This window comes from Aurantimonas sp. C2-5-R2, assembly GCF_036549495.1.
Classification (GTDB): Bacteria; Pseudomonadota; Alphaproteobacteria; order Rhizobiales; family Rhizobiaceae; genus Aurantimonas; species Aurantimonas coralicida_A.
Genome location: NZ_JAZHLJ010000022.1, coordinates 20,550 through 35,181 on the forward strand (window position 1 = coordinate 20,550; position 14,632 = coordinate 35,181).

Consider the following 14,632-nt stretch of genomic DNA (forward strand, 5'->3'; position numbering starts at 1 on the left):
CGGAACAGCCTCGCCCCAATGTCCGCGCCTATCGCGAAAAAGGACAAGGGGGGAACGATGATAACGGGTCAGTTCGACTATCACCGGCCAGCGACCGTTGCCGAAGCGGTCAAGCTGATGGCCTCACTGGGCGAGGACGCGAACCTTCTTGCCGGCGGCCACAGCCTGATCCCGATGATGAAGCTGCGGCTCGCCGCGCCCGAGCACCTCGTCGACCTGCACGGCATCGGCGCCTTGAAGGGCATTCGCCGCGAGGGCGACACGGTGGTGATCGGCGCGATGACGACCCAGCACGAACTGCTCGCCAACGACACCATCGCCGCATCGCTGCCGATCCTTCGCGAGACGGCGCTTTTGATCGCCGACCCGCAGGTGCGCTATCGCGGCACGATCGGCGGCAATGTGGCGAATGGCGATCCGGGCAACGACATGCCGGCGCTGATGATGACGCTGGGCGCGCGCTACCGGATCGAAGGGCCGAGTGGCACCCGCGAGGTTGCGGCGGCGGAATTTTATCAGGGCGCCTATGTGACCGCGCTGGAGCCGGGCGAAATCGTGACGGCGATCGCCATTCCGGCGCCGGCGGACGGCCACGGCTACGCCTATGAGAAGCTGAAGCGCAAGGTCGGCGACTACGCGACGGCGGCCGCCGCCGTCATGCTGACGATGGACGGCGGCACGGTGGCGACCTGCGCGATCGGACTGACCAATTTGTCGGACACGCCATTGCTCGCCGACGAGGCGGCCGGGATCGTCATCGGCACCAACCTCGATGACGCGACGCTGAAAAAGGCTGCCGCCGCCGCCGAGGCGATCATGTCGCCCGCCGCCGATACGCGCGGTCCGGTCGAATACCGCAAACATGTCGGCGGCATCATGGTCGCGCGCGCGCTGACCCGCGCCGCCGGCCGCGCCGGCTGAGGGGGAAACCATGGCGAAGACTCACATCACGATGACGGTGAACGGCGAAGCGGTCGAAGGCCTCGTCGAGCCGCGCATGCTGCTCGTCCATTTCATCCGCGAGAATTTACAGCTCACCGGCACGCATATCGGTTGCGAGACCACCCATTGCGGCGCCTGCACCATCGATATCGACAGCATGTCGGTGAAGAGCTGCACTATGTTCGCGGTCCAGGCGGAAGGCGCCGCGATCACCACGATCGAGGGCGTGGCCAATGCCGACGGTACGCTGTCGGCCTTGCAGGAGGGCTTTAGGCAGATGCACGGTCTGCAATGCGGGTTCTGTACGCCGGGCATGATCCTGCGCGCCCAACGTCTGCTGCAGGAGAACCCGACGCCGAGCGAGGAGGAAATCCGCTTCGGCATCGCCGGCAATCTTTGCCGCTGCACTGGCTACCAGAACATCGTCAAGGCAATCCAATACGCGAGCGCCAAGATCAACGGCACCGAATTTCAGGAGGCCGCGGAATGAACGACATGGCACCGACGCGGGAACAACGCGAAGCCAAGCTCGAAGGCATGGGCTGCAAGCGCAAGCGCGTCGAGGACGTGCGCTTCACCCAGGGCAGGGGCAATTATGTCGACGACCTGAAGCTGCCGGGCATGCTGCACGGCGATTTCGTGCGCTCGCCCTATCCGCATGCGCGGGTCGTTTCGATCAACACGGAGGCGGCGCTGAAGGTGCCGGGCGTGTTGGCCGTGCTGACCGCCGAGGATCTCAAGGGCGTCAATCTCGCCTGGATGCCGACACTCGCCGGCGACGTGCAGATGGTGCTGGCCGACGGCAAGGTGCTCTACCAGAACCAGGAAGTGGCCTTCGTCGTCGCCACCGACCGCTATGCGGCGGACGACGGCATCAACGCCGTCGAGGTCGAATACGAGCAACTCGACGTCGTCATCGATCCATTCACGGCGATGGCGCCGGACGCCCCGGTGCTGCGCGAGGATCTGGCCGGCAAGACCGAGGGCGCGCACGGGCCGCGCAAGCATCACAACCACGTCTTCGAGTGGACTGTCGGCGACCGGGAGCTGACCGACGCCGCCTTTGCCAACGCCGACGTGACGATCAAGGAGATGCTCTCCTATCACCGCACCCATCCCTCGCCGCTGGAAACCTGCCAGTGCGTTTGCTCCTTCGACAAGATCACCGGCGAGCTGTCGATCTGGGGCACCTTCCAGGCGCCGCACGTCATCCGCACGGTGGTGGCGCTGATCGCCAAGATTCCCGAGCACAAGATCCATGTGATCGCGCCGGATATCGGCGGCGGTTTCGGCAACAAGGTCGGCGCCTATCCGGGCTATATCTGCGCCGCCGTCGCCACGATCGTCACCGGCAAGCCGGTGAAATGGGTCGAGGATCGCATCGAGAACCTGACCACGACGTCGTTTGCCCGCGACTACCACATGACCACGGAGATCGCCGCGACCAAGGAGGGCAAGGTCACCGGGCTTCGCGTCCATGTCCTCGCCGATCACGGCGCCTTCGACGCCTGCGCCGATCCGTCCAAATGGCCGGCCGGCTTCTTCAACATCGTCACCGGGTCCTATGATTTCCCGACGGCGCATGTGGCGGTCGACGGCATCTACACCAACAAGGCGCCAGGGGGCGTCGCTTATCGCTGTTCGTTCCGGGTGACGGAAGCCGCCTATTGCATCGAGCGCGGGATGGACATTCTGGCGCAGAAGCTCGGCATGGACCCGGCCGAACTGCGGCTGAAGAACTTCATCAAGCCGGAGCAGTTTCCCTACCATTCGGCGCTCGGCTGGGAATATGATTCCGGCGACTACCACACCGCCATGAAGAAGATGATGGAGGCGGTCGACTACGCCGGCATGCGCAAGGAGCAGGCGGAAAAGCGCGAGGCCTTCAAGCGCGGCGAGACGCGCGAGATCATGGGCCTCGGCGTTTCCTTCTTCACCGAGATCGTCGGCGCCGGCCCGTCGAAGAACTGCGACATCCTCGGCATCGCCATGTTCGACAGCTGCGAGATCCGGATGCACCCGACCGGCGCCGGCATCGCCCGCGTCGGCTCGAAGAGCCAGGGCCAGGGCCACGAGACCACCTGGGCGCAGATCATCGCGACGGAAATCGGCATTCCGGCCGACGACATCATGGTCGAGGAGGGCAACACCGACACCGCGCCTTATGGTCTCGGCACCTACGGCTCGCGCTCGACCCCGGTGGCCGGCGCGGCGATCGCCATGGCGGCGCGCAAGATCAAGGCCAAGGCGCAGATGATCGCGGCCTACAAGCTCGAGGTCCATGAAGGCGATCTGGAATGGGACATCGATGGTTTCCGGGTGAAGGGGCTGCCGGAAAAGACCATGTCAATGAAGGACATCTGCTGGGCGGCCTATAATTCGGTGCCGCCGGGCATGGAGCCGGGGCTGGAGGCGGTCAGCTATTACGATCCGCCCAACATGACCTATCCCTTCGGCGCCTATATCTGCGTGATGGAGATCGACGTCGACACCGGCGTCTACAAGATCCGCCGCTTCTATGCGCTGGACGATTGCGGCACGCGGATCAATCCGATGATCATCGAGGGGCAGGTCCATGGCGGTCTGACCGAAGCCTTCGCCATCGCGATGGGTCAGGAAATCCGTTACGACGAAACGGGCAACGTCATCACCGGCTCGTTCATGGATTTCTTCATGCCGACCGCCGTCGAGACCCCGCATTGGGAGACCGATTTCACGGTCACGCCCTCGCCGCATCACCCGATCGGCGCCAAGGGTGTGGGCGAAAGCCCGAATGTCGGCGGCGTGCCGGCCTTCTCCAACGCCGTCAACGACGCCTTTTCGTTTCTGGGCTCGACGCATATCCAGATGCCGCATGATTTCTGGCGCAACTGGAAGGCGGCGAAAGACCTCGGCGCGCTCGGTTGAGCCTGTCGTGAGAGGGCAAAGCATGGCGGCGTCGCGCGTCACGATCGGCGCGCGGCCGGCGCCGCGGGGGAGACCGGAGCACCGGCCATGAGTCTGTCCCGCGACCAGATCGCCGAGCGCCTCGCCGGGGCGGGCTACATCGCCGACGGCGAACTGGCGGTGGCGATCTCGCTGATGGACCTTCTGAAGCGCCCGCTGCTTCTCGAAGGCGAGGCCGGCGTCGGCAAGACCGAGGTCGCCAAGGCGCTGGCGGCCGTGCATTCGGCCGAGCTGATCCGGCTGCAATGCTACGAGGGCCTCGACCAGTCGGCGGCGCTCTACGAATGGAACTACCAGCGGCAATTGCTGACGATCCAAGCGCACCAGGTTGAAGCAGGCGGCAAGGCGGGCGCGATCGAGGACCAGATCTTCTCGGAAAAATATCTCCTGGAGCGACCGCTGCTCGCCGCGATCCGCCGGGAAAAGCCGCCGGTCCTGTTGATCGACGAGGTCGATCGCGCCGACGAGGAGTTCGAGGCGTTCCTGCTTGAGCTCCTGTCGGACTTCCAGGTCTCGATCCCCGAGCTCGGCACCATCACCGCCGTCTCGATCCCGCATGTCGTGCTGACATCGAACGGCACGCGCGAGCTGTCGGACGCGCTGCGCCGACGCTGCCTTTATCATTACGTCGACTACCCCGACGTCGATCGCGAGGCCCGCATCATCATGGCGCGGGTTCAGGGCGCCGGCGCCTCGTTGTCGCTGCAGATCGCACAGATGGTCGAGAGCATCCGCAAGGAGGATCTGCGCAAGGTTCCGGGTGTCGCCGAGACGCTGGACTGGGCGGCCGCGCTGGTCGGCCTCGACGTGCGCGATCTCGCCGACCGGCCGGAGACGGTGCATGAAACGCTGATGTGCCTGTTGAAGACCCAAGAGGACAAGGCGCGGCTGTCGCGGGAAGTGACGGAGCGCCTGCTGGGGAAGGTGGCGTGAGCGCCGCCGGCCCCGCGCCGGCCCTGGTGCCGGGGGAGCCCGAGGCGTTGTCGGCGCTTGTCGCCGACAAGCTCGCGGCGTTCCTGCGCACCTTGCGCGACAATGCGTTTGCCGTCGGCCTCAGCGAGGGCCAGGACGCGGCGATGCTGCTGGCGTCCGGCTATGGCGACCGGCCGGGTCTGCTGCGTGCGGCCTTCAAGCATCTGTTCGCGGCGCGCAAGGCCGACTGGGAGGTGTTCGACGGCCTGTTCGACGCCTTCTGGCTCGGCAAGCGGGTGCGCTCGCGCTCGGCGATCTCCGGTTCGACCCGGGCCGCCGACAGCCCGTCGCTCAAGAATCTGCGCAACGACGCCGCCCATTCCGGCGGCGACACGGCGCCGGACCAGATGCCCGCCGGCGACGAGCCCGGCGAGGACCGCGACGGCGTCGGCCGCATGGAAGGTGCGTCGCGCGCCGACAATCTTAGCGAAACCGATTTTCGCAAGATCGCCGGTCCGGCGCAGATCGCGGCGGCCCATGACATCGCCGCGCGGCTGGCGCGGACCATGCGCACGCGGCTCACCCGCCGCGATCTCGCCCGCCGCCGCGGCTACCGGCTCGACCTTCGCCGCACCATCCACCGCAATATCAGCCATGGCGGCGTGCCGATTTCCCTGGTGAAGCGCCGCCGCAAGGAGAAGCCGCTGCGGCTGGTCATGCTGCTCGACGCGTCGGGCTCGATGAGCCTCTACACCGGCGTCTTTCTTCGCTTCATCCACGGCGTTTTGGACGAGTTTCGCGAGGCCGACGCCTTCCTGTTCCATACAAGGCTCGCCCATGTCTCCGACGCGATGAAGGAGAGGAACCCCGTCCGCGCGCTCGACCGGCTGTCGATGATGGCGCAAGGCGCCGGCGGTGGCACGCGGATCGGCGAGAGCCTTCAGACCTTCAACCGCTGGCACGCGGCGCGGGTGATCCATTCGCGGACCTGCGTCATGATCGTTTCCGACGGCTACGAGACCGGCGATGCGGCGCTGCTTGGCCGCGAGATGGCGCGGCTTTCCCGGCGCTGCCGCCGGATCGTCTGGCTGAACCCGATGATCGGCTGGGAGGGCTACGCGCCGGAGGCCGCCGGCATCAAGGCGGCGCTGCCCCATGTCGACCTCTATGCCCCGGCGCATACGCTGCAAAGCCTTGCCGACCTCGAACCCTATCTGGCGAAACTGTGACGGACCCCTTGCGATGACCGCCCATGTCGACGTGATCGACCTGATATCCCGGCTGAAGGCGGCCGAGGAAGCCTTCGTTCTGGCGACCGTCGTGCGGACCGTTTCGGTGACCGCCGCCAAGGCCGGGGCCAAGGCGGTGATCCGTGCTGACGGCACCATCGCGGCTGGCTGGATCGGCGGCGGCTGCGCCCGCGGCGCGGTGTTGAAAGCGGCGCGCGAGGCGCTCGCCGACGGTGTGGCGCGGCTGGTCTCGGTGCAGCCCGAAAACCTCCTCGCCGAACTCGGCGTCAGCCCCGGCGAAAGCCGCGAGGGCGTGCGCTTCGCCAAGAACATGTGCCCGAGCGAGGGCACCATGGACATCTTCATCGAGCCCGTCCTGCCGCAGCCCTCGCTGGTGATCCTCGGCGCCAGTCCCGTTGCGATGGCGCTGGCGAGCCAGGCGCGGCCGCTTGGCTTCCACGTCACCCTCGCGGCCCCGGCGGAGGATCGGCCCGGCACGCCCGCCGCCGACCGCGTCATCGAGAGCTTCGCGGTCGACAATCTTCAGGAAGCCCGGCGCTTCGTCGTCGTCTCGACGCAAGGTCGGGGCGACAAGGCGGCGCTGACAGCCGCGCTGGGGATCGCGGCCGACACCCACGCCTTCGTCGGCAGTCGGCGCAAGATGGCGGCGCTGCGCCAGACGCTGGCCGCCGAAGGCGCCGACCCGGCGGCGCTCGCTCGGGTCAAGGCGCCGGCGGGTCTCGATCTGGGCGCAATCACGCCGGAGGAGATCGCCCTGTCGATCCTCGCCGAGATCGTTCAGGCCCGCCGCCGTGGCCAACGCGAGGGCGGGGGATAGGGGCCGGCAGGGCGGCGTGGCCGCAGAGCCGGCGGCCTGATCTATTCGCCCCTCATGTGAACTTCTTGAACATCGCGGTTTCGTCGAGCAGGCCTTCGAGCTCGTTCATCCGCCGCCGCGCGGTGTCCCAGTGGATCGCCTGGATGCCGGCCAGCAGGGCCTCCACCATGTAGGTCAGGACGACGGTCGAATCCCAGGCCGACGGTACCTCGATCCGGGCATGAAAGCCGTGCGCCGCGTGGGTGGTGATCGGCGATCCCCACTGGTCGGTCATCAACACGATGGTCACGCCGCGCGCGCGGGCCATCTTGGCGAGACTCAGGAGTTCGCGCTCATAGCGCCTGATGTCGAAGATCAGGAGAACGTCGCCCTCCTTCATGCTCAACACGCTGTGCGGCCAGATATTGGCGTTGGGCGGCAACAGATGCGCGCCGTCGCGGATGACCTGGAGCAGGCTGAAGAAATAGTCGGCCAGCGAACGGGTGACACGGCCGCCGACGACGAACACCGCGCGATCGGGGTCCGCCAGAAGGGCCGTCGCGGCGTCGAAGGTTTCGACGTTCATCCGCTGTAGTGTCTTGCGCAGATTGTCGGATACCGCCTCGGCGAAGCGGTTGAGGATATGGGCGTGCGGCAGCTCGTCGGTCCAGTGCTCGCGCCTGGCGACGGGATCGGAAATCATCATCTTCAGTTCGCCGCGCAGGCTCGCCTGAAAATGCGTGAAGCCGTCGAAGCCGAGCTTGCGCGCCATGCGCAGCACCGTCGGCGTCGAAACGCCGGAGCTTTCCGATAGGGCGGTGATGCTGCCGAGCCCCGAAATCGGATAGTCCTCGAGGATGGCGTCGGCCAGCTGCCGCTCGGCGCGGGTCAGAGCGGGAAACGCGGCGCGGATCAGCTCCGCGATCGTCCGGTCATCGCTCGTCGTCATGGAAAAGCTCCCCGTTCATCCGCGCCGGCCTCGTAACATGGCGCCACGCCGTCGCCGAATTTCGCGGCTGGGCGCGCTTGACATGGTAGGTAACTCTGTAATGATCGTTTCAGAGTCAGTCGAGAGGTAACGCCTTGTCCGAAGGGAGTGCAACACCGAAGGAGCCGTCCGCCGGCTCGCGCGCTCAAACGGTCGAGGTGATCAATCCGGACGGGGCCGGCACCATTCTTCTGGTCTGCGAACATGCCTCGAACGCGATTCCCGCCGAGTTCGGCGATCTCGGCATCGGTGCGGCGACCAAAGCCAGCCACGCCGCCTGGGACCCGGGAGCATTGGCGGTGGCACGGCATCTGTCGGAGACGTTCGACGCACCGCTCGTCGCGCAAAAGGTGTCGCGGCTCGTCTATGACTGCAACCGGCCGCCGGAGGCCGAGGATTCGATTCCCGCGCGCAGTGAAGTCCACGAGATTCCCGGCAATACTGGGCTGATCGCGGCGGCGCGCTCCGACCGGGTCGAACGCTTCTATCGGCCGTTCGAGAGCGCATTGGCAAAGGCCGTCGCGCGGCATCGCGCCACCCATGCCAACCCCGTCCTTTTGACGATCCATTCCTTCACCCCGGTCTATGCCGGAGAGCGCCGGTCCGTGGAAATCGGCATCCTGCACGACAGCGACCAGCGCCTCGCCGATGCCATCCTGGAGGCGGCCGATGGCTCGCTCGACATGCGCCGCAACGAGCCATACGGTCCGGCTGACGGGGTCATGCATACGCTGGTGACCCACGCGGTTCCGCATGGGATGGCCAATGCGATGATCGAGATCCGCAACGACCTGATCGCCACGCCCGCGGACGTGGTCGAGATTGCCAGCCGCCTGGCCGCCTGGGTGTCGCGCGCCCACGCTTCACTCCCGGCCGACGCGTCGAAAGGGGCGGCGGCATGAAGCGGCTGGCCGCCTATGTCCGGTTCATCGACCGCGTGAACGGTTGGGTGGGTCTCGTCACGATGTATTCGATCTTCGGGATGATCGGCATCCTGTTTTATTCGACCATCACCAAGACCTTCTTCCTGCCATCGCTGTGGACGCTGGAGATGGCCCAGTTCGCGATGGTGGCCTATTTCCTGGTCGGCGGTGGATACTCGCTCAAGATGGGCGCCCATGTCCGCATGGACCTGGCTTACGGGCGCTGGAGCCCACGCGCACAGGCGGCGACCGACGCGGTCACGATCCTTCTCCTGATCTTCTACCTCGGCATCCTCCTCTACGGGGGCCTCTCATCCACGGCCTATGCGCTGGAATATGGCGAGCGGAGCTATTCGTCCTGGCGGCCCTACATGGCGCCGATCAAGATCGTCATGGTCTGCGGCATCGTGCTGATGCTGCTTCAAGCCATCGCCATGCTGATCCGCAACGTCGCCGAGGCACGGGGAATCGTGCTGCCCGGGGTCGAGCGGCTGCCGCGGGAAGACGAGGTCGACCACCCGCGCGACCGGGAACCGGACGAAGCCGAGCGGGGGGCCTCCTCGTGAGCTACGAGATGATCGCCATCCTCATGTTCGCCAGCATGATGGTGATGCTGCTGACCGGCCAGCGCGTCTTCGGCGTCATCGGCGGCGTCGCGGTCGTGACCGCGCTGTTTCTCTATGGCGACGGCGGCTCGGAGATGGGTTTCTCGGCCGTGATGAAGCTGATGAAATGGTATCCGCTGCTCACGCTGCCGCTGTTCATCTTCATGGGCTACATGCTGTCGGAGAGCGGCATCGCCGACGATCTCTACCACATGTTCCACGTCTGGATGGGCGGCACGGCCGGCGGCCTTGCCATTGGGACGATTGGGCTGATGGTGATGATCTCGGCCATGAACGGGCTCTCCGTCGCCGGCATGGCGATCGGCGCGACGATCGCGCTGCCCGAACTGTTGCGGCGCGGCTACGACAAGGTCATGGTGACGGGGGTGATCCAGGCGGGATCGTCCCTGGGCATCCTGGTGCCGCCGAGCGTTGTCCTCGTCCTTTACGGCATGATCGCGCGCCAGCCGGTCGGCCAGCTCTGGCTCGCCGGCGTGTTTCCGGGGCTGATGATCGCGGCGATGTTCGTCGTCTATATCTACCTCCGCTGCCGGGTGAACCCGGAGCTGGGTCCCGCCCTGCCGCTGGAAGAGCGGGAGGGCATCACCCGCGCGGAAAAGATCGGTCTGCTCAAGGCCGGCATCCTGCCGCTGTTCATCTTCTTCGCCATGACCGGCCTTTTCGTCATGGGCGTCACCAGCCTGGTGGAAAGCTCCGCCGTCGGCGCGGTGGCGGCGATGATCGCGGCCCTGGTCAAGCGTCGGTTGACCCTCCATGTGCTGCACGAGACGGTGCGAAAGACGCTCCTCATCTCCTGCATGTTCTTCTGGATCATCATGGCGGCGCTCGCCTTCGGCAGCATCTTCGACGGCGTCGGCGCGTCGCGAGCGCTGGACAGCTTCTTCACCGAGGATCTGGGGCTTGGGCCCTGGCAGATCCTCATCATGATGCAGATTTCCTACATCCTGCTTGGCATGTTCCTCGACGACACGGCCATGCTGGTCATCGTCGCGCCGCTCTACATTCCGCTTGTCGGCGCCCTCGGTTTCGACCTCGTCTGGTACGGCGTCCTCTACACGATCACCTGCCAGATCGCCTATATGACGCCGCCCTTCGGCTACAATCTCTTCCTGATGCGGGCGATGGCGCCGCCCGAAATCACGCTGTCCGACATCTACCGTTCGGTCTGGCCGTTCGTCGGCATCATGATCGTCGGCCTCGGCATCGTCACCGCCTTTCCGCAGATCGCGCTGTGGCTGCCGGAATACGCCTATTCCAATGGTCGCTGACCAAGCTGGTCGGCAAAACAAGCGGGCGGCAAAGCCCGTGCAACCGGCCTGACCGGGCCGCAACAGAAGGAAGCGACGACATGACGAACAGACGCGATTTCCTCAAAAAGGCGGGCGTTGTCACGGCGGCGGCCGGTGCCTCGACCCTCGCCGCCCCGGCCGTTCATGCCCAAAGCGCGCCGATCCGCTGGCGGTTGCAGACCTATGCCGGCCCTGCGCTCGCCGAATTCGTCGTCAAGGGCATGGTCGACGACTTCAACAAGGCGGCCAATGGCCAGATGGAGATCGAGCTGTTCTTCGCCGATCAGCTTGTGCCGACGGGCGAACTGTTCCGTGCCATGCAGCGCGGCACCATCGACATGGTCCAGTCGGACGATGATTCGATCGCCGCGCCGGTCGATATCTCGGTGTTCGGCGGCTATTTTCCCTTCGGCACCCGCTACAGCCTCGACGTGCCGGTGCTGTTCGAGCAGTACGGGCTGAAAGAGATCTGGGAAGAGGCCTATGGCGAGGTCGAGGGCGTCAAATGGCTCTCCGCCGGCTCTTGGGATCCCTGTAACTTCGCCACCAAGGAACCGATCAACAGCCTCGCGGATCTGAAGGGCAAGCGGATCTTCACCTTCCCGACGGCCGGCCGCTTCCTTACCCGCTTCGGCATCGTGCCGGTGACACTGCCCTGGGAGGACGTCGAGGTGGCGCTGCAGACCGGTGAGCTCGACGGCATCGCCTGGTCCGGCATCACCGAGGACTACACCGTCGGCTGGGCCGACGTGACCGAATATTTCCTCACCAACAACATCTCCGGCGCCTGGTGCGGCTCGTTCTTCGCCAACCAGGAGAAGTATGACGAGCTGCCGGAGCACCTGAAGATGCTGTTGAAGCTGGCGATGGATTCCTCCCACTACTTCCGCCAGCAATGGTATTGGGGCGGCGAAGCCAAGCTGCGTGTCAACGGCGACAAACTGAAGCTGACCACGATCCCGGAAGAGGAATGGGCGACGGTGGAAGCCGAGGCGTTCAAGTTCTGGGACGAGATCGCCGCGACCAGCGAGCGCACGGCGCGTGTGGTGAAGATCTTCCGCGAGTACAACGACGTGATGGCGAAAGCCGGCAAGCCTTACCGCTACAGCTAGAATTGAGCTGATCGAACCTCACCCAGCCGCGGCGCCACGATCGGCGCCGCGGCTCCCTCACTCCAGCTGCGACGTGTCTCACCGATGCCCGGCAAACTGACCTTCGACGAACTGAAACAGGCCGTTCAGAGCGGCGAGATCGACACCGTCCTGGTGGTCCAGGTGGACATGCAGGGGCGGCTGATGGGCAAGCGTTTCCACGCCGCGTTCTTCGTCGAGAGCGCCTGGGAAGAGACCCATGGCTGCAACTATCTCCTCGCCACCGACATGGAGATGAACACGGTGGAGGGATACGAGGCAACGAGCTGGGCGGCGGGATATGGCGACTACGTCATGCGGCCGGACCTGTCGACGCTGCGCCGGGTGCCCTGGCTGGAAGCAACGGCGCTGGTCCTCTGCGACGTGGAGGATCATGACGCCGACGGGCCGGTCGCCCATTCGCCCCGCGCCGTTCTGAAGCGCCAGATCGCGCGGCTGGAGGCGATCGGGCTGCGGCCGACGATGGCCTCGGAGCTCGAATTCTTCCTGTTCGAGGACAGTTTCGCGGCCGCCGAGCGGGCCGGCTACCGCGATCTTTCCCTCGTCAGCGCCTATAACGAGGACTATCACATCCTCCAGACGACCAAGGAAGAGGAGGTGATGCGCGCCGTCCGCAACGGGCTCTACGGCGCCGGCATCCCGGTCGAATGCTCGAAGGGCGAGGCCTCGGCGGGCCAGGAAGAGATCAACGTCAAATACGATCACGCGCTGACCGCCGCCGACAACCATGTGATCGTCAAGAACGGCGTCAAGGAGATCGCCTGGGCCAAGGGCCGCGCGGCGACCTTCATGGCGAAGTGGAACGACGCCTCCGCCGGCTCGTCCAGCCATGTCCATCAGTCGCTACAGACCCTAGACGGCGAGCCCGCCTTTTACGACGCCGAGGCCGAGCACGGCATGTCGGAGCTGATGCGGCACTATCTGGCCGGACTGCTGAAATACGCCGACGACGTCACGCTGCTGCTCGCGCCGAATGTCAATTCCTACAAGCGCTTCGTCGCCGGCACCTTCGCGCCGACCATGGCCGTGTGGAGCCTCGATAACCGCACCGCAGGCTATCGCCTGTGCGGCGCCGGCACCAAGGGCGTCAGGGTCGAGTGCCGGGTCGGCGGCTCGGATCTCAATCCCTATCTGGCTTTTGCCGGACAGATCGCCGCCGGGCTCGCCGGGATCGAGGAAAAGCTGGCGCTGGAGCCGGCCTTCGAGGGTGATGCCTATGGCGCGCGGGAGGGAATGCGGCACGTCCCGTCCACCCTTCGCACCGCGAGCGAGGCGTTCGACCAATCCGCGATGCTGAGACAGGCCCTGGGCGACGACGTCGTCGCCCATTATGTGCATGCCGCCCGGTGGGAGCAGCGCGAATATGATTCCCATGTGACCGACTGGGAAGTCCGGCGCGGCTTCGAGCGCTCCTGAGAGGTTGTGATGAGCGAATTGACCTGTATCTCTCCGATCGACGGCAGCGTCTTGGTCCGTCGGGACACCGAGGACGCGGCGGCGCTGGCGCCACGCCTTGCGGCCGCGCGGGCGGCGCAGAAGGATTGGGCGGTTCGACCGCTTGCCGAGCGTGTCGCGATCGTCGACCGGGCGATTGCGGCGCTGGAGGCGATGAACGACGAGATCGTTCCCGAACTCGCCCGGATGATGGGCCGGCCGGTGCGCTACGGCGGCGAGATCGGCGGCGTGAAGGAGCGTGCCTTCCACATGACCGCGCTGGCGAAGGACGCGCTGGAGCCGACGGTGATCGAGGATTCCGACGCCTTTCGCCGCTTCATCGCCTATGAACCCCTCGGCCTCGTACTGGTCGTCGCGCCTTGGAACTACCCGTATCTGACCGCCGTCAACACGATCGTGCCGGCGCTGGCCGCCGGCAACGCGGTGGTGCTGAAACATTCGACGCAGACGATCCTCGCCGGCGAACGCTTCGCCGCCGCGTTCCGCGCCGCCGGCCTGCCGGACGGGCTGTTCCAGGCGATCCACGTCACCCATGAGACGGCCGCCGAGCTTCTCGGCGCCCGCGCCTTCGACTTCGTCAATTTCACCGGGTCGGTCGGCGGCGGGCGGGCGATCGAGCGCGCCGCGGCGGGCACCTTCACCGGCGTCGGACTGGAGCTCGGCGGCAAGGATCCGGGTTATGTCCGCGCCGACGCCGATCTCGACGCGGCGGTGGAGACGCTGATCGACGGCGCGATGTTCAACTCCGGCCAATGCTGCTGCGGGATCGAGCGGATCTACGTCGCGGACGCGCTCTTCGACGCCTTCGTCGAGAAGGCGGTCAAGATCGTCGAAGCCTATCGTCTCGGCGATCCGCTCGACCCGGAAACGACGCTCGGGCCGATGGCCAACATCCGCTTCGCACGCGAGGTCCGGGCCCAGGTCAAGGAAGCGATCGATGCCGGCGCTAGGGCGCTGATCGATCCGGCGCTGTTTCCGGCCGACACGGGCGACACCGCCTATCTCGCCCCGCAGATCCTGATCGATGTCGACCATTCCATGCGCGTCATGCGCGACGAGAGCTTCGGCCCCGTCGTCGGCATCATGCGGGTATCGTCGGACGCGGAGGCGATCTCTTTGATGAACGATTCGCCCTTCGGACTGACCGCCTCGCTGTGGACGCGGGACGCTGACGCGGCGGAGCGGATCGGCCGTCAGATCGAGACCGGGACGATCTACATGAACCGCTGCGACTATCTCGACCCGGCGCTCTGCTGGACCGGCTGCAAGGACACCGGCCGTGGCGCGGCGCTGTCGACGCTCGGCTATCGCAGCGTGACCCGCCCGAAATCCTATCATCTGAAGAAAGCCTGAC

The 14,632-nt window shown here is 66.0% G+C and carries 13 protein-coding genes; 12 read left to right on the forward strand and 1 reads right to left on the reverse strand.

Annotated elements, in window-relative coordinates; all coding sequences use genetic code 11:
- Positions 1-57: 57 nt before the first annotated feature.
- The 6 genes from VQ044_RS11815 (at position 58) to VQ044_RS11840 (ending at position 6,867) form a co-directional block, all read left to right on the forward strand.
- Positions 58-921, forward strand: a complete 864-nt coding sequence (locus VQ044_RS11815) for an FAD binding domain-containing protein (protein WP_327647460.1) — start codon at positions 58-60, stop codon at positions 919-921.
- Between the two features lie 10 nt (positions 922-931).
- On the forward strand, positions 932-1,432 hold the full coding sequence (locus VQ044_RS11820; protein ID WP_327647461.1) for a (2Fe-2S)-binding protein: 501 nt from the start codon (positions 932-934) through the stop codon (positions 1,430-1,432).
- Positions 1,429-3,849: an aerobic carbon-monoxide dehydrogenase large subunit gene (locus VQ044_RS11825; RefSeq protein WP_327647463.1), complete on the forward strand. Its 2,421-nt coding sequence runs from the start codon at positions 1,429-1,431 to the stop codon at positions 3,847-3,849. Before VQ044_RS11820 ends, VQ044_RS11825 begins: the two co-directional genes overlap by 4 nt.
- Positions 3,850-3,936: 87 nt before the next feature.
- Entirely contained in the window at positions 3,937-4,821 is an 885-nt protein-coding gene (locus tag VQ044_RS11830) for an AAA family ATPase (RefSeq protein WP_327647465.1), read from the forward strand.
- A complete protein-coding gene (locus VQ044_RS11835; RefSeq protein WP_327647467.1) occupies positions 4,818-6,029 on the forward strand; it encodes a vWA domain-containing protein in 1,212 nt (403 codons plus the stop codon). The genes VQ044_RS11830 and VQ044_RS11835 overlap by 4 nt, the downstream gene beginning before the upstream one ends.
- Before the next feature lie 13 nt (positions 6,030-6,042).
- Positions 6,043-6,867, forward strand: a complete 825-nt coding sequence (locus tag VQ044_RS11840) for an XdhC family protein (protein ID WP_327647468.1) — start codon at positions 6,043-6,045, stop codon at positions 6,865-6,867.
- A gap of 52 nt (positions 6,868-6,919) precedes the next feature.
- On the opposite strand, the gene VQ044_RS11845 is transcribed toward VQ044_RS11840, so the two are convergent.
- Positions 6,920-7,795 (reverse strand): MurR/RpiR family transcriptional regulator, encoded by an 876-nt coding sequence (locus VQ044_RS11845; protein ID WP_327647469.1) that lies wholly within the window; start codon positions 7,793-7,795, stop codon positions 6,920-6,922.
- Between the two features lie 134 nt (positions 7,796-7,929).
- Between VQ044_RS11845 and VQ044_RS11850 the strand changes: the two genes are divergently transcribed.
- From VQ044_RS11850 to VQ044_RS11875, 6 genes are all read left to right on the forward strand, one after another.
- Positions 7,930-8,736, forward strand: a complete 807-nt coding sequence (locus tag VQ044_RS11850; protein WP_327647471.1) for an N-formylglutamate amidohydrolase — start codon at positions 7,930-7,932, stop codon at positions 8,734-8,736.
- Entirely contained in the window at positions 8,733-9,323 is a 591-nt protein-coding gene (locus tag VQ044_RS11855; RefSeq protein WP_327625016.1) for a TRAP transporter small permease subunit, read from the forward strand. The genes VQ044_RS11850 and VQ044_RS11855 overlap by 4 nt, the downstream gene beginning before the upstream one ends.
- Positions 9,320-10,651 carry a TRAP transporter large permease gene (locus VQ044_RS11860; protein ID WP_327625015.1) on the forward strand — a complete coding sequence of 444 codons (1,332 nt, stop codon included), beginning with the start codon at positions 9,320-9,322 and terminating at the stop codon, positions 10,649-10,651. The genes VQ044_RS11855 and VQ044_RS11860 overlap by 4 nt, the downstream gene beginning before the upstream one ends.
- A gap of 80 nt (positions 10,652-10,731) precedes the next feature.
- Positions 10,732-11,784, forward strand: a complete 1,053-nt coding sequence (locus VQ044_RS11865) for a TRAP transporter substrate-binding protein (protein ID WP_327625014.1) — start codon at positions 10,732-10,734, stop codon at positions 11,782-11,784.
- A gap of 84 nt (positions 11,785-11,868) precedes the next feature.
- Positions 11,869-13,239, forward strand: a complete 1,371-nt coding sequence (locus VQ044_RS11870) for a glutamine synthetase family protein (protein WP_327647473.1) — start codon at positions 11,869-11,871, stop codon at positions 13,237-13,239.
- A gap of 9 nt (positions 13,240-13,248) precedes the next feature.
- The gene (locus tag VQ044_RS11875; protein ID WP_327647474.1) at positions 13,249-14,631 is read left to right on the forward strand and encodes an aldehyde dehydrogenase family protein; all 1,383 of its coding nucleotides are present in this window, start codon (positions 13,249-13,251) and stop codon (positions 14,629-14,631) included.
- Position 14,632 lies beyond the last annotated feature (1 nt).

What these genes read in the sequence shown, in the direction of transcription:
- VQ044_RS11815 (WP_327647460.1), top strand. Translation starts at nt 58, where the DNA reads ATGATAACGGGTCAGTTCGACTATCACCGGCCAGCGACCGTTGCCGAA.
- VQ044_RS11820 (WP_327647461.1), top strand. Translation starts at nt 932, where the DNA reads ATGGCGAAGACTCACATCACGATGACGGTGAACGGCGAAGCGGTCGAA.
- VQ044_RS11840 (WP_327647468.1), top strand. Translation starts at nt 6,043, where the DNA reads ATGACCGCCCATGTCGACGTGATCGACCTGATATCCCGGCTGAAGGCG.
- VQ044_RS11855 (WP_327625016.1), top strand. Translation starts at nt 8,733, where the DNA reads ATGAAGCGGCTGGCCGCCTATGTCCGGTTCATCGACCGCGTGAACGGT.
- VQ044_RS11865 (WP_327625014.1), top strand. Translation starts at nt 10,732, where the DNA reads ATGACGAACAGACGCGATTTCCTCAAAAAGGCGGGCGTTGTCACGGCG.
- VQ044_RS11845 (WP_327647469.1), bottom strand. Translation starts at nt 7,795, where the DNA reads ATGACGACGAGCGATGACCGGACGATCGCGGAGCTGATCCGCGCCGCG.
- VQ044_RS11875 (WP_327647474.1), top strand. Translation starts at nt 13,249, where the DNA reads ATGAGCGAATTGACCTGTATCTCTCCGATCGACGGCAGCGTCTTGGTC.
- VQ044_RS11870 (WP_327647473.1), top strand. Translation starts at nt 11,869, where the DNA reads ATGCCCGGCAAACTGACCTTCGACGAACTGAAACAGGCCGTTCAGAGC.
- VQ044_RS11825 (WP_327647463.1), top strand. Translation starts at nt 1,429, where the DNA reads ATGAACGACATGGCACCGACGCGGGAACAACGCGAAGCCAAGCTCGAA.
- VQ044_RS11830 (WP_327647465.1), top strand. Translation starts at nt 3,937, where the DNA reads ATGAGTCTGTCCCGCGACCAGATCGCCGAGCGCCTCGCCGGGGCGGGC.